Source organism: Streptomyces sp. NBC_00075 (assembly GCF_045041225.1).
Classification (GTDB): Bacteria; Actinomycetota; Actinomycetes; order Streptomycetales; family Streptomycetaceae; genus Streptomyces; species Streptomyces adonidis.
This window is the reverse complement of sequence record NZ_CP108243.1, coordinates 10,334,057-10,348,229: the sequence shown is the minus strand read 5'-3', so window position 1 is coordinate 10,348,229 and position 14,173 is coordinate 10,334,057. Positions and strand designations below refer to the sequence as shown.

11 protein-coding genes and 1 pseudogene are annotated in these 14,173 nt (G+C 71.2%); 4 read left to right on the top strand and 8 right to left on the bottom strand.

Translation table 11 applies throughout. The features are described 5' to 3' along the window. The first annotated feature begins 69 nt into the window (after positions 1-69). Together OG787_RS45280 and OG787_RS45275 are read left to right on the top strand one after the other, a co-directional pair. Complete coding sequence (locus OG787_RS45280; protein ID WP_405539266.1) at positions 70-1,065, top strand: LysR family transcriptional regulator; 996 nt, start codon at positions 70-72, stop codon at positions 1,063-1,065. Positions 1,066-1,102: 37 nt separating this feature from the next. Further along, complete coding sequence (locus tag OG787_RS45275; RefSeq protein ID WP_369029871.1) at positions 1,103-1,873, top strand: SDR family NAD(P)-dependent oxidoreductase; 771 nt, start codon at positions 1,103-1,105, stop codon at positions 1,871-1,873. 80 nt (positions 1,874-1,953) lie between these two features. Here OG787_RS45275 and OG787_RS45270 read toward each other — a convergent pair whose 3' ends face one another. Genes OG787_RS45270 through OG787_RS45260 form a run of 3 tightly spaced genes read right to left on the bottom strand, consistent with a single transcriptional unit; the run spans position 1,954 to position 4,694 of the window. Beyond that, positions 1,954-3,498 (bottom strand): MFS transporter, encoded by a 1,545-nt coding sequence (locus tag OG787_RS45270; protein ID WP_369029872.1) that lies wholly within the window; start codon positions 3,496-3,498, stop codon positions 1,954-1,956. Beyond that, complete coding sequence (locus OG787_RS45265; RefSeq protein ID WP_369029873.1) at positions 3,495-3,908, bottom strand: VOC family protein; 414 nt, start codon at positions 3,906-3,908, stop codon at positions 3,495-3,497. The genes OG787_RS45270 and OG787_RS45265 overlap by 4 nt, the downstream gene beginning before the upstream one ends. Positions 3,909-3,914: 6 nt before the next feature. After that, entirely contained in the window at positions 3,915-4,694 is a 780-nt protein-coding gene (locus OG787_RS45260) for an SDR family NAD(P)-dependent oxidoreductase (protein ID WP_405539264.1), read from the bottom strand. Between the two features lie 418 nt (positions 4,695-5,112). Here OG787_RS45260 and rho point away from each other — a divergent pair, with 418 nt between their 5' ends. Further along, entirely contained in the window at positions 5,113-6,261 is a 1,149-nt protein-coding gene (gene rho, locus OG787_RS45255) for a transcription termination factor Rho (RefSeq protein ID WP_405539262.1), read from the top strand. Between the two features lie 177 nt (positions 6,262-6,438). Further along, positions 6,439-7,272, top strand: a pseudogene (locus tag OG787_RS45250) (D-alanyl-D-alanine carboxypeptidase family protein); the annotation flags it as partial. An 83-nt stretch (positions 7,273-7,355) separates the two neighbouring features. On the opposite strand, the gene OG787_RS45245 reads toward OG787_RS45250, so the two are convergent. The 5 genes from OG787_RS45245 to OG787_RS45225 form a co-directional block, all read right to left on the bottom strand. Next, positions 7,356-8,744 (bottom strand): glycosyltransferase 87 family protein, encoded by a 1,389-nt coding sequence (locus tag OG787_RS45245; RefSeq protein WP_405539261.1) that lies wholly within the window; start codon positions 8,742-8,744, stop codon positions 7,356-7,358. Continuing rightward, the gene (mptB, locus tag OG787_RS45240; protein ID WP_405539259.1) at positions 8,741-10,147 is read right to left on the bottom strand and encodes a polyprenol phosphomannose-dependent alpha 1,6 mannosyltransferase MptB; all 1,407 of its coding nucleotides are present in this window, start codon (positions 10,145-10,147) and stop codon (positions 8,741-8,743) included. Before mptB ends, OG787_RS45245 begins: the two co-directional genes overlap by 4 nt. A 205-nt stretch (positions 10,148-10,352) precedes the next feature. After that, positions 10,353-11,294, bottom strand: coding sequence for a glutaminase (locus tag OG787_RS45235; protein WP_369029877.1), 942 nt, complete (start codon positions 11,292-11,294; stop codon positions 10,353-10,355). Between the two features lie 152 nt (positions 11,295-11,446). Next, on the bottom strand, positions 11,447-12,877 hold the full coding sequence (gene aspA, locus OG787_RS45230) for an aspartate ammonia-lyase (RefSeq protein WP_369029878.1): 1,431 nt from the start codon (positions 12,875-12,877) through the stop codon (positions 11,447-11,449). A gap of 238 nt (positions 12,878-13,115) precedes the next feature. Next, on the bottom strand, positions 13,116-14,123 hold the full coding sequence (locus OG787_RS45225) for an asparaginase (protein WP_405540770.1): 1,008 nt from the start codon (positions 14,121-14,123) through the stop codon (positions 13,116-13,118). Between the last annotated feature and the right edge of the window lie 50 nt (positions 14,124-14,173).

Sequence of the window (14,173 nt, the reverse complement as noted above, 5' to 3'; positions counted from 1 at the left end):
GCTCCGGTTTCACGGCCGTACGACGATGTGGCCGGCGCCTGCCGCCAGGCGTGACGGAAGGGGACATCCGTGGGTCTGGGAGCGATCGATCTCAATCTTCTGGTGGCGCTGGAGGCCCTGCTGGAGGAGAAGAACGTCACGCACGCCGGCGTCCGGCTCTCCACCAGCCAGTCCGCGATGAGCGGCTCGCTCGCCCGGCTGCGCCGCCACTTCAACGACGAGCTGCTGGTCCGCGTGGGCCGCGAGTACGAGCTGACCCCGCTGGCCGAGCGGCTGCTGCCCGTCGTACAGGCGTCCCTGTACAAGGCCGAGGAGGCCCTGTCGCTGACCCGGCGCTTCGACCCGGAGCGCAGTCGGCAGCGGTTCTCGGTGGTGATGTCGGACTACGTGATGACGGTGTTCGTCGAGCCGCTGCTGCGGGCCATCGCGGACGAGGCGCCCGGCGTACGCATCGACTTCCACCCCCTGGTGCACGGCCAGCCGGAGAACGAGACCCATCTGCGCTGCCACGATCTGATGGTCGTACCGCTCGGCTACCGGCTGCCCGGGATCAGCGAGGCCGTCATGCACGACCGGTTCGTCTGCATCGTGGACCCCGACAACCCGCGCCTCGTCGACGGCCGGCTCACGCTCCGTGACCTGGCCGACATGCCGCATGCCGCCTCCGCGTTCGGCAAGAGTCAGACGCCCGCGGACCGGCAGCTGGAGACCCTCGGCATCGTGCCGAAGGTGCAGGTCAGCGCACCGGGGTTCAGTGTGCTGCCGTTCCTGGTGGGCGGCACCGACCTGGTCGCCCTCGTGCCCGAGCGGCTCGCCCGGCGCTACGAGGGCTTCGCGCGCTGTGTCGCCGTACCGACGCCGTTCCCGGACGTACCTCTCGTGGAGGCCATGTACTGGCACCACAACCGGCACTCCGACCCGGCGCACCGCTGGCTGCGCGAGACCATGCGCAGGGTGGGCGCCTCGCTGGACGAGGAGCCGTCGACCGACGGTACCGAGGCGATCGTGGACACGGATGCCAGCCATGAGGAACGCGCGTTTCCGGATCTGGCCCCCGCTTCCTAGCGTGGCAGGGGAAGACCCCTAGCCTCCTGGAGGAACCGTGAGCCGTACGCGTCTGGCCGGCCGTACCGTCGTCGTCACCGGAGCCGCGCAGGGACAGGGCGCCGCCGAGGTGTCGGCGGCCGCCCGGGAGGGCGCGTCGGTGATCGCGACCGACGTCCTCGACGAGCCCGGCGAGAAACTCGCCGCTTCCCTGCGCGCCGACGGCCTCGACGTCACCTACCGGCACCTGGACGTGTCGTCGGAGGACGACTGGGCGACCCTCGCGGCCTCGCTGGACGTCGTGCACGGGCTGGTGAACAACGCGGGCATCGCCGTACGGGCCCGGCTCGGGCACGTCGAACTCGCCGACTGGAACCGGGCGTTCGCGGTGAACACGACGGGTGCGCTGCTCGGCATCCAGGCACTGACTCCGCTGATGCCGACCGGTTCGTCGATCGTCAACGTCGGCTCGGTGGCAGGTCTCACCGCTCACCACGCGGTCGCGTACACGGCGAGCAAGTGGGCGCTGCGGGGCCTGTCGCGAGTGGCCGCACTGGAGTTGGCGCCGCGTGGCATCCGTACGAACGTGATCCACCCCGGGTACATCGAGACGCCGCTGATGGCTACCGCGAACCCGGTGTTCGTGAGCGCACATCTCGCGATGACGCCTCAAGGCCGTCCCGGCACCACGGACGAAGTGGCGCCCCTGGTCGTGTATCTCCTGTCGGACGAGGCGTCGTACGTCAACGGCGCGGAGATCACGGTGGACGGCGGTTACGCGGCACACGGTGGCGTGAAGGCGATCACGAACGCGCTCGACGCGTCCTGACGAACGCCTTTGGTTCATGTGCGAACGAGGAGGAGGCCGGGGCGGGTGCCCCGGCCTCCTCCTCGTGTACGCCCTACGGATCACGCGGTCGCGGGCTGCACCGCCGCCTCCCCGGTCGCGTCGACCTCCGACCGGGCCGTGTTCTTGCGGACCAGCAGCAGCGTGACGACCGCGCCGAGCAGTGAGGCGCAACCGCAGATCACCACGCCCAGCGCCATGCCGTGGGCGAGGGCATCCTGCGCGGCGGCCCGGGCGCTCTCGCTGCCCGCGTTGACGACGGCGAGCGGTCCGGCCGCCGCCTCCATCCCGGCGTCGGCCCCGCTGAGCTTGCCGACCAGGGCGGAGGACGCGGCGCTCATCGCGATCGTGCTGATGACGGCCGGGCCGAGGCCCTGCCCGAACTCACGGACGAGACTGGTGGCACCGCTGGCCATGCCGGTCATGTGGATCGGTACGGCGTTGACGGCGGCGGAGGTCAGCGAGGAGACCACGCAGATGAAGCCGACGCCGAGCAGCAGCACCGGGCCGATGAAGGCCGCGAGGGAGGTGGTGGTGATGGGCAGGGCGGCGATCCAGAACTGACCGGCGGCCATGGGCAGCAGACCGCCCATCAGCAGCCAGCGGGCGTCGATCCTGGTCAGCATTCTGCTCAGCACAGGGGCGAGGAGCAGCGGGATCAGCTGGAGGATGACGAAGGGCATGCCGGCCTTGAGGGCGCTCAGGTGCATGACCGCGCCGAGCCGGATCGACACGCAGTACGCCGTACCGATGAAGCCGAACATCCCGGCGAGGGCGACGACGGCCGCCGCCGCGAACGAGGGGATCTTCAGCAGTTCGAGGTTGAACATCGGTGAGGCGGCGCGCAGTTCGGCGACGACGAACCCGACGAGGGCCACCGCGGCCAGGGAGAGGGAGCCGACGATCGCCGCGCTGCTCCAGCCGCGTTCGCCGCCCTCGATGATGCCCCAGAGCAGGGCGGTGAGGCCGACGGCGATGGTGATCTGGCCGGGCCAGTCCAGGGTGCGGCCCTCGGGTGCCTTGGAGTCGGTGACCAGCTTCCAGCAGGCGACCGCGACGATCAGCCCGAGGACGACCGGCGGGACGAACGCCCAGCGGAAGTCGGCGACGGTGGCGAGGACACCGGAGGACAGCGGTCCGAGCGCCGAAGCCAGCGAGATGCTCAGTGCCCAGGTGGAGACGGCTTTCGCCCGGTCCTTCTGGTCCGGGGTGGCCGCTGCGATGACCGCGAGGGAGCTGGGGAAGAGCGCGGCGGCGCCGATACCGGCGAGGGCCTGGCCGGTCCAGAGCATGCCGATGCTCTGCGCGGTGGCGTTGAGGAGTTCACCGAGGGCCAGGATCAGTCCGCCGAGGACCAGCAGGCGCTTACGGCCGAAGAGATCTCCGACCACACCGAAATTGAGTTCCAGAATGGCGGTGGGGAGAATGAAGGCGGAAGTCACCCAGGCCACTTGGGAACCCGAGGCCCCGAATGCGGCCTGGATTTCCCCGTTGATGGGCGAGGGAACGGTAATGCACAATTGCGCCGCCGCGACCGCGAGGCAGCAGGCTATGAGCGTGCCCTTGTCGAGTCTGTTCAGGGAGATCGATTTCGTTGGTTGCGTCATCGCGGCTTCTTCTCTATGAGTTCGATGAGATTTCCCTCGGGGTCACTGACCCAGGCCATACGCACGCCCGGTTCGGGGGACGGCCCCGGTTTCATGACCTCGCCCGCTCCATGGGCGACCAAGGCGTCATGAACGGGGTCGAGTTCGGGGGTGGTGACCGCGAAGTGCCCGTATCCCTCGGTGAGGGCGGCGGTCAGCGGGTCCGGTGCGCGCAGGCCCGGGGCGGAACCGGGCCGGGCGAGCAGTTCGATGCGCCAGCCGTCCGGATGTTCGAGAACGACTCCTCGCAGTCCGGGTCCTTCGAGGTGGAACTCGAAGACGGTCCTCAGGCCGAACGCGCCCTGGTACCAGGCGGTCTGGGCGGGCAGATCGCGCACGTTGACGCCCACGTGGTCGAGTCGGGTGGTCACGTCCGCTCAGCCCGCCATCGCGCTGTCGCCGCCGTCGACCATGAGGTTGGCGCCGTTGACGAAGGCCGCCTCGTCGGAGCAGAGGAAGGCCGCGGCCCGGGCGATGTCCTCCGGTTCGCCGACCCGCCCGACGGGGATACGGGCCTCCAACTGGGCCCGGGGGCCGTCCGGATCGTCGAGGAAGGGGGCGGTGGCCGAGGTGCGGGTCATGCCGGGGGCGATGGTGTTGACGCGGATGTGGTGCGGGGCGCCGGCCGCGCACAGGTGCTTGCTCATCGCCAGCACCCCGCCCTTGGCGGCCCCGTGCGGCACCATCGGCATGAAGGGCGCCCCGCGTACGGCGGCCACGGAGGCCACGTTGAGGACGACTCCGCCGCCGCGCGCGATCAGGTGCGGCCAGGCCGCGCGTGTACAGAAGTAGGGGATGTCCAGTTCGTTGCGGATGGTGAAGTACCAGTCCTCGACGGGCTGGGTGTCGAACGGCCCGTTCCGCAGTGCGGAGGCGTTGTTGTAGAGGATGTCGATCCCGCCGAAGGCCGCCAGGCCCGCCTCGATCCATTCCCGGGCGCCGCTTTCGGTGGAGAGGTCCACGGGGGCAAGGGACTTCATGGTTCCGCCGGCCTTCTCGACGAGTTCGACGGTTTCGGACGCGTTCGCCTCGTCCAGGTCGCAGCCGAATACCGTGGCGCCTTCCGCGGCGAATACGAGGGCCGCGGCGCGACCTATTCCGGCCCCCGTTCCACTGATGAAAGCGATTTTCCCGGCCAGTCGACCCATGGTTGCCATGTCCCTTGTCCCGTACCGCCGGAGTGCGGTGGTGGAAGCGTAGGTACGGCCATTGGGCAGAACAAGAAATGCGTCGCTTCAGGTCCATCGGGGGTTCGTATGGCAGGTATGCGGGCAGTGGAGTCGGGGGCGCGTCCGCACCTCGGCGGGCGTCGAGCCGCTGAGTCACACCTCACAGCCGTGGCCGTGCATCGTGTGGTACGGTGCCCACAGCACTTGTGTACGCCCTGTCTTGGGCGCCGGTGCCAGTTCATTCTCACTCTCGCTGACCCGCCCGTCGGTTTCCGACCGGCGCATCGGCTCTTCCGCCGCCCGTAGCGCGTTCGGCGCGCTCAGTTCCAGCGGCCTCTCCCCCTTCCTCTCTGTCTCCGCGTGCCTCATGCGGCATGCGTCTCCGTCCTTGAAAGGACCCAGTCTCATGACCACCACACTCGAACACCCCCCTGTGGAACAACTGCCCCCGACCCGCGTCGCGACCGGTGTCCTCGACATCGACGGCAACGGGAAGGGATACCTGCGGGCCGCCGACAGCTGCCTGCCCTCCCCCACCGACCTCCAGGTCTCCCCGGCGCTGATCCGCCGGTACGGCCTGCGCAAGGGCGACCTCGTCGCCGGCGCCCGCGGTGCCCAGCGCGCCCTGACCGAGGTCGGGCTGGTCAACGGCCGTACGCCCGAAGAGCTGCGCGGCCGTCGTCACTTCCGAGACCTCACCCCGCTGCACCCGCGTGAGAGGCTCCGCCTCGAACACCCGGCCGCCGGACTCGCCGGACGCGTCGCCGACCTGGTCACGCCCGTCGGCAAGGGCCAGCGCGGGCTGATCGTGGCCCCGCCCAAGACCGGCAAGACCGTACTGCTCCAGCAGATCGCGGCGGCCGTCGCCGGCAACCACCCCGAGTGCCGCCTGATGGTGGTGCTGCTCGACGAGCGCCCCGAGGAGGTCACCGACATGCGGCGCTCCGTACGCGGCGAGGTGTACGCCTCGACCTTCGACAAGGCGCCCAAGCAGCACATCGCCCTCGCCGAACTCGTCATCGAGCGGGCCAAGCGGCTCGTCGAGGCGGGCGAGGACGTCGTCATCCTCCTGGACTCCCTCACCCGGCTGTGCCGCGCCCACAACAACGCGGCGGCCTCCGGCGGCCGTACGCTCAGCGGCGGTGTCGACGCCGCCGCGCTGCACGGACCGAAGCGGCTGTTCGGCGCGGCGCGCCTCGCCGAGGAGGGCGGTTCGCTGACCATCCTCGCCACCGCCCTGGTGGAGACGGGTTCGCGCGCCGACGACTTCTTCTTCGAGGAGCTGAAGAGCACCGGCAACATGGAGCTGCGACTCAGCCGCGAGCTGGCGTCCCGGCGCGTGTTCCCGGCCGTCGACATCGTCCCGTCCGGCACCCGCCGCGAGGAACTCCTGCTGCCCCCGGCCGAGTTGACGACCGCACAGGGCCTGCGACGGGTCCTCCAGACGCGAGACGGCCAGTCGGCCATGGAGACCCTCCTGGAACGCCTGCGCGACACCCCCGACAACGCGACCTTCCTGCGCCGAATCCAGCCGACACTGCCCACGACCGGCTGAAGTCGGGGGCCGCGCAGCGCCCCCGACAGGGGCGCGGGGAACTGCGCGACCAGCCCCCACCGACCCGCGGCCAAAAAGCGGCCCCACCCAGCGGAGCGCTAGCGCATCCGGGTGTTAGGGCCCAGCCCTCGGCCCCGGCACCACCCCGTACCGCACATCCGTTCCTACGTTTGCGGTATGACGATCAGATTCTCTTCTCGCGTCGCCGTCTCCTGCTGTGCGCTGTGCGCGACGGGCGTACTGGCCCTCGCACCGGCCCCGGCATCCGCCCGCGCCACCGCCGACGCAACCACGCAGACCACGCCGCCGACGGCGGACGCCCAGCTGCTGTACCGCACAGGCACACACGCCCGCCTCCGTCCCGGCGCACCCCGCCTCCCCCGGGACGTGTCCGCACTGTCCTGGCTGGTGGCCGACGCCCGCACCGGTGACGTGCTCGCCGCGCACAACGCGCACCGCAAGCTGCCCCCGGCCAGCACGCTCAAGACGCTCTTCGCCCTCACCGTGCTGCCGACGTTGCCCGCGGGCCTGCGGCACAAGGTCACGGAGGACGAGTTGGCGGGCATCGGGGCCGGCAGCAGTCTGGTCGGGGTCGCGGCGGGGCGTACGTACCGGGTCGCCGACCTGTGGCGGGGCGTGTTCCTCAACTCCGGGAACGACGCCGTGCACGTCCTGGCCGCCATGAGCGGCGGCTGGCGCGAGACCGCCGCCCGGATGCAGGCCAAGGCCCGCTCCCTGGGCGCCCGCGACACGCACGTACGGTCTCCCGACGGGTACGACGCGTCGGGGCAGGTGTCGTCGGCGTACGACCTCGCGGTGTTCGGACGGGCCGGACTGCACAACGCCGACTTCGCCGACTACTGCGGCACCGCGCGGGCGAAGTTCCCCGGCGGGGGCGGCTGGTCGTACGAGATCCAGAACACCAACCGGCTGCTGACCGGTGCCGACGGCGTCGGGCGCTACCCCGGCGTCGTCGGTGTCAAGAACGGCTACACCAGCAAGGCGGGCAACACGCTGGTCGCCGCCGCGCGCCGGGGCGAGCGCACTCTGGTCGTCACGGTGATGAACCCTCAGGAGGGCGGCGGGTACGCCGTCTACGAGGAGGCTCGCTCGCTGCTCGACTGGGGCTTCGGGGCCGCCGGACGCGTCGATCCCGTCGGCTCGCTGGCCGTCTCACGGCCCGTACCGCAGGCCGGTCCGCAGGCGCCGCGCTCGGTCCCGGTGGCCGCCACCGTGACGTCCGGGACCGGGCCTGGCTGGCCGGAGACCTGGACGATCGTGGGTGCGGCCGTGCTCGGGGCCGCAGCGGTGTCGCTGGCGCTGCGGATCGCGGGCGTACGGCGGGCCTGATCGGCGCCGTCCACCGGCAGCCACAGCAGCAGCCCGAGGGTGACCCAGACGTACGCGCTGCCGCCGATGAACCCGTCGACGCCGGACGCGTCGTCGAACCACAGCCACACCACGCTCGTGCACAGCACCGCGTACAGGGCGCCCGCCACGCGCGCGTGCCCGGTGCGCAGGAGGACGGCGAACGACGGGAGCAGCCAGACGAGATGGTGCACCCAGGTGATCGGGCTGACCAGACAGGCGGTCAGCCCGGTGAGGGCGAACGCGGCCCACCAGTCCCCCACCACGACGGCCCGCCGGGCCCGCCACGCCCAGACCACGAGGACGACCAGAACCACCACCAGCCATACGGCGCGGCTCGGTTCGCCCGGCACGGCCAGCCGCGCCAGCACACCCTGGAGCGACTGGTTGGAGACGTACGCGAGCCTGCCGATGCGCTGGGTGTCCCACAGCGCCTCGCCCCAGTAGAAGCGGGAGGCGTCCGGCGCGATCCAGACCGCGAGGCCGGTGGCCGCACCGGCGACGGCCGTCGCGACCCCGGCGGCCCGTCGCCGCCCGGCGAGCAGCAGCAGCCCGATGAAGAGGGCGGGCGTCAGCTTGATGGCGGCGGCGAGCCCGATCCCGATGCCCGCCCAGCGCGCCCTGCCGGTCGTCAGCAGCCAGGCGTCGACGAGGACGAGGGCCAGCAGGACGAGGTTCACCTGGCCGAAGCTGAAGGTGTCGCGAACGGGTTCGAACAGGGCCAGCGCGCAGCCGGTCAGGGCCCAGCCGTACCAGCCGTGGCGGCGCAGCACCGGCCCGGCCGTCATCCACACCACCGCGCCGAGCGCCGCCAGGTTGAGCAGCAGCGCGGCGGTGATGGCGGCGTGCAGTCCGAGGAGTGCCATCGGCAGCATGCTGACGGCGGCGAACGGCGGATAGGTGAAGCCGTACGTCGTACCGGGCACCCGGTAGTCGTAGATCCGGCCGCCGTGGTGGACCCAGGTGTCGATGGTTCCGTAGTAGACGCGCAGGTCGAACCAGCCGCGCAGCAGGGGCACGGTCGCCGTGAACACGGTCACCGCGACGGCGAGGGCGAGCACCAGGAGGAGCCGTCCCCGGTCGGTGCGGGGCAGTCTGACAGTGCTGATGCTCATACCGTGCTCTCCCGCAGGGGTGCCTGGGCCGCCTGGTGGGCCTGCCAGAGGACGACGACGGCCAGCGCGCCGCCGGAGACCGCCAGGACCAGTTCCTCGGTGCCGGCGGGCGCGCCGCTGGGCAGGGCGAGGAGCGCGACGACTCCCGTGACGGCCGCGAGCCGCCGCCGTACCGAACTGCTGGGCGCGGCGGCGGCGATGAGGAACAGGGCCCACAGGGCGTACCAGGGCCGGATCGCCGGGCCGAGGACGACCACGACGGCCAGGCTCAGGCCGAGTGCGTAGACCGGGCTGAGGCGTGGGCGGCGCAGCCATATGTGGGCAACGGCGAGGGCGGTGAGCGCGATGCCGAGCAGATGCCAGGCCGGCACGGCGAGCGGCGCGAGGTCGCTGCCGATCTCCGTGAGCACGGCGGCCGTGGCGCGGCCGAGGAGGCTGGTGAGGGCCCAGTTCTGGGGTGACACCGGGGTTTTGAGGGCGCCTATCCAGCCGTACCCGGTACCGGCCAGCGTGGTGACGGCCACGGTGGTGGCGGCTGCCGCGCCCGCCGTGGTCAGTACCGCCCGGAGCGGGCTGCGGCCCGCGCGGATCTGGAGGGCCACGACCGCGGCGAGGCCGAGCAGCGCGGGTGCCTTGACGAGGGCGGCGAGTGTGACGAGTACGGCGCCCAGGACCGGCCAGCGGCCCAGCGCCGTGACCAGGCCGACGCCGAGCAGCCCGAGCATGATCGCGTCGTTGTGGGCGCCGGCCACCAGGTGCAGCAGGACCAGCGGGTTGAGGGCGCCGAGCCAGAGTGCGGCGGCCGGGTCGGCGCCGCTGTGCCGGGCGAGGCGGGGCAGGGCCGCCGCCATCAGGGCCACGCCGAGCAGCGCGACCAGCCGCATGCCGAAGAGGCCGGCGGGTATCTCGCCCCGGGTCAGTCCGGAGAGCCCGGACGCGACGGCGAGGAACACGGGGCCGTACGGGGCGCCGGTCTGCTGCCACACCGGGGCGACCTCGGCGGCGAGCGGGCCGCCGAGCAGGGCCGGGCCGTGCGTGTACACGTCCATGTTCGCCTCGACCATCGCGCCCTGGGCGAGATAGCTGTACACGTCACGGCTGAAGAGGGGCGGGGCGAGGAGCAGCGGGGCCGCCCAGACGACGAGCACGAGCATCAGGGACCGTACGGTGGGCGGGTCCTGGCTGCGGACCAGTTTGCCGAGCATGGTCCAGGCGGCGATCAGGAGGACGACGCCGAAGTAGACACCGACGAGGCCCAGCGCCGCCCGGCCCGTCGAGGGGGCGATGAGTTCTCGTACGGGGAGGGCGCCGGCGGTCTCGCCTCCCAGGGCGAGGCAGGCGGTGCCGATCAGGCCTGTGGCCTGGCAGCGGGGGAGGTTGATGGGGAGAGCCTTGGCCAACACTCGGTCAGGGTGTCAATCGTGGGTGGCCGGGAGGCTAAGGAGTGCTCTCCGGGTGGGGACCTGGGAGTTACTGGCGGGTGATCTCTGGGGGTTGAGTGTCGGGTGCGGGCCCGGTGGGGGCTTGTCGCGCAGTTCCCCGCGCCCCTGAAGACAGGGCACGTCTCCCGCAGGGCATTGAGATGTTCCCTCAGATCACTCGAACCGATCAGAACACCGACACTCCCGTCAGTGTGGTGAAGCGGGCCAGCGCTGTGACGCCTGCTACCGAGTTGCCCCTCTCGTCCAGGCCGGGGCTCCAGACGCACAGCGTGCAGCGGCCGGGGACCACGGCGATGATGCCGCCGCCGACCCCGCTCTTGCCGGGGAGGCCCACTCGGTAGGCGAAGTCGCCTGCCGCGTCGTAGGTGCCGCAGGTCAGCATGATGGCGTTGATCTGTTTGGCCTGGCTGCGGGTCAGGAGGCGGGTGCCGTCGGCGCGGACGCCGTGGCGGGCCAGGAAGCCGGTCGCGAGGGCCAGATCGGCGCAGGACGCCTCGATGGAGCACTGGCGGAAGTACTGCTCCAGCAGGTCCGGTACCGGGTTGTCGATGTTGCCGTACGAGGCCATGAAGTGGCCCAGGGCCGCGTTGCGGTGACCGCGTCCGGCCTCGGAGGCGGCCACCTCCTTGTCGAAGGTGAGGCCGGGGTTGCCCGACTCCGCGCGCAGGAAGTCGAGGAGCGCGCCGGCCGCGTCGCCGGTACGGGTGTGCAGGCGGTCGGTGACGACGAGCGCGCCCGCGTTGATGAACGGGTTGCGCGGGATGCCGTTCTCGTACTCCAGCTGGATCAGGGAGTTGAAGGGGTTCCCGGAGGGTTCGCGACCCACGTGCTCCCAGAGTTCGTCGCCCTCGCGGGCCAGGTCGAGGGCGAGGGTGAACACCTTGGTGACGGACTGTGCGGAGAACGGCTGCCGCCAGTCCCCCACGCCGTACACCGTGCCGTCGAGTTCGGCGACGGCCATGCCGAAGCTGCGGGGGTCTTGCGACGCGAGGGCAGGGATGTAGTCGGCGGGGCGCCCGCATCCCGGGGTGCGGGCGATCTCCTCGGCGATGCGGTCCAGGACCGGCTGGAAGGTCGGGGGCGACGGTGCGGATGCCATGATCGCCATTGTCCCTCCGGGCAGGTCCTGATGCGCGTTTGTGTGTGCTGGGCGCTTCGTTGGGGCGGTAGTGATGAATCTGCGGCCCGGTGGGGGCTGGTCGCGCAGTTCCCCGCGCCCCTGAGGGGCGCGCTACGCGCCCCGGCTGCACCGTAGGCCGGTTACCTTGCCGCGCCCGTGCCCGCCACGTTCTCCGGGCGGAGTAGCTCCGCGAGGCGTTCCGCCGGTAGCAGGCCCTTCTCCAGGACCAGTTCGGCTACGCCTCGGCCGCTGGCGAGGGCCTCCTTGGCGATGTCGGTGGCGGCCGTGTAGCCGATGTGGGGGTTGAGGGCGGTGACCAGGCCGATGGAGTTCTCGACGCTCGCGCGCAGTGCCTCGGTGTTGGCGGTGATGCCGTCGACGCAGCGCTCGGCGAGTGTGAGGCAGGCGGTGCGCAGGTGGGTGATGGACTCGGAGAGGGAGTGCAGGATGATCGGCTCGAAGGCGTTGAGCTGGAGCTGGCCCGCCTCCGCGGCCATCGTGATCGTGACGTCGTTGCCGATCACCTCGAAGGCGACCTGGTTGACGACCTCGGGGATCACGGGGTTCACCTTGCCGGGCATGATCGACGAACCCGCCTGCACCGGCGGCAGGTTGATCTCGCCGAGGCCCGCGCGCGGCCCGGAGGACAGCAGGCGCAGGTCGTTGCAGCTCTTGCTCAGCTTGACCGCGATCCGCTTCAGGACCCCCGACATCTGGACGAACGCCCCGCAGTCCTGGGTGGCTTCGACCAGGTTGGCGGCGGTGACCAGCGGGAGGCCGGTGATCTCGGCAAGGTGGCGGCGGGCCGACTCGGCGTATCCGGCGGGCGCGTTGAGGCCCGTACCGATGGCGGTGGCGCCGAGGTTGATCTCGTGGATCAGCTCGACCGCCTCGGCGAGACGGCTGCGGTCCTCCTCGATCATCACGGCGTACGCCGAGAACTCCTGCCCGAGCGTCATCGGTACCGCGTCCTGGAGCTGCGTACGGCCCATCTTCAGCACGTCGCGGAACTCAACCGCCTTGCGGGCGAAGGCGTCCTGGAGCACGGCCATCGCCTTGAGCAGTTCGTGCACCGCGAAGACGGTCGCGACCTTGACGGCGGTCGGGTAGACGTCGTTGGTCGACTGGCCGAGGTTGACGTCCTCGTTGGGGTGCAGGTGCTGGTACTGGCCCTTCTCGTGGCCCAGCAGCTCCAACGCCCGGTTGGCGACGACCTCGTTGGCGTTCATGTTCGTCGAGGTGCCGGCCCCGCCCTGGATCACGTCCACCACGAACTGGTCGTGCAGCCTGCCGTCCCGTATCTCCCGGCACGCCTCGACTATCACGGCGGCCTTCTTCGGCTCCAGGAGGCCGAGTTCCTCGTTGGCGAGGGCTGCGGCCTCCTTGACGGCGGCGAGGGCGTCGATGAGGTGCGGGTAGGCGGAGATGGTCATGCCGGTGATGGGGAAGTTCTCCGTGGCACGCAGGGTGTGGACACCCCAGTACGCCTCGACGGGAACATCACGGTCACCGAGCAGATCGTGTTCACTGCGATGGACTGCGGCGGCGCTGCGCTGGGCTGCTGCGGTCATGGTGGGGCGGGCCTGCTTTCGTGAGAGGGGCTGGGGCATTTCAGCCCGTCCGGCGTTTGAGGACGAGCATGTTCAGCGCGACTTTCCCACCCACCCGCCGCACCTCCGCCCTCCAGCCCGTCCGGCGTTTGAGGACGAGGCCGTTCAGGCCGACAGCGGGGGTCTGGGGGCGGCAGCCCCCAGAAGGATGGGAACGGGTAAGGGCGGCGGGGGCGAAAAAAGGATTCCGCGCGGCCCCCTATCGACGCGCCACCGGATCGAGCGCGCGGACCGGTCGGACCCGTCCGACCTCCTGCCCACCGCCCAGCAGCGCCTCGCCCGCGAACTCAGCGAGCGCCGACTCCGCGACCCCGGCCCGCACGAGCGCCGCCGCCGTCACCGGAACACGCGCCCGATTCGCCCCGTCGGCGATCTTCACCGCGACGGAACGCCCGTCCGGCAGTGCGGCGACCTGAACGCCCTCGAAACCGTCCTTGCTGAGCAGCCCGGGCACGGCCCGCATCAGCGCGGCCACGTCCCGGCCGGACCCGGAGGCCATCTCGGCGTGGTCGCGCATCGCGTCCGAGACCAGCGCCTCCGGGGTGTCCGGGGCGGCGGTGGTGATCCGGGCGGCGGCACGGGCGAGGCCATGCAGGGAGATGGAGAAGAGGGGTGCGCCGCAGCCGTCGACGGTCACCTGGGCGATGCGCTGGCCGGTGAGGTCCTCGACGATCTCGGCGATCGCCTGCTGGAGGGGGTGGGCGGGGTCGAGGTAGGTGTCGAGGGGCCAGCCGTTGAGCTTGCAGGTGTAGAGCATGGCCGCGTGCTTGCCGGAGCAGTTCTGGGCGAGGCGGGAGGGCGGTCGGCCCTCGCGTATCCAGGTGTCCCGGACGACCGGGTCGAACGGCAGGTCCGACACGTTGCGCAGGTCGTCCTCGGTGAGACCGGCGAGTTCCAGGATGCGGCGGGCGCCTGCCAGGTGGCGTTCCTCGCCGGAGTGACTGGCGGCGGTCAGGGACAGCAGTTCGCCGTCGAGAGGCAGGCCCGCCCGCAGCATCGCCACCGCCTGGACCGGCTTCAGGGCCGAGCGCGGATAGAAGGCCGCCTCGATGTCGCCGACCTGCAACTCCACCTGTCCGTCGGCGCCGAGGACGACGACGGAGCCGTAGTGGATGCCCTCGATGACCCCGCCGCGCACGAGGTGCGCGACGGGAGAGTGGAGGGGTTCGCGGATCGCGGGAGCGTCCGAGAGGGAACTGCCGTACATGGCTGTCTGCGCTGCTTCCTGCATTACTGCATCCTGCATCACTGCGTGGT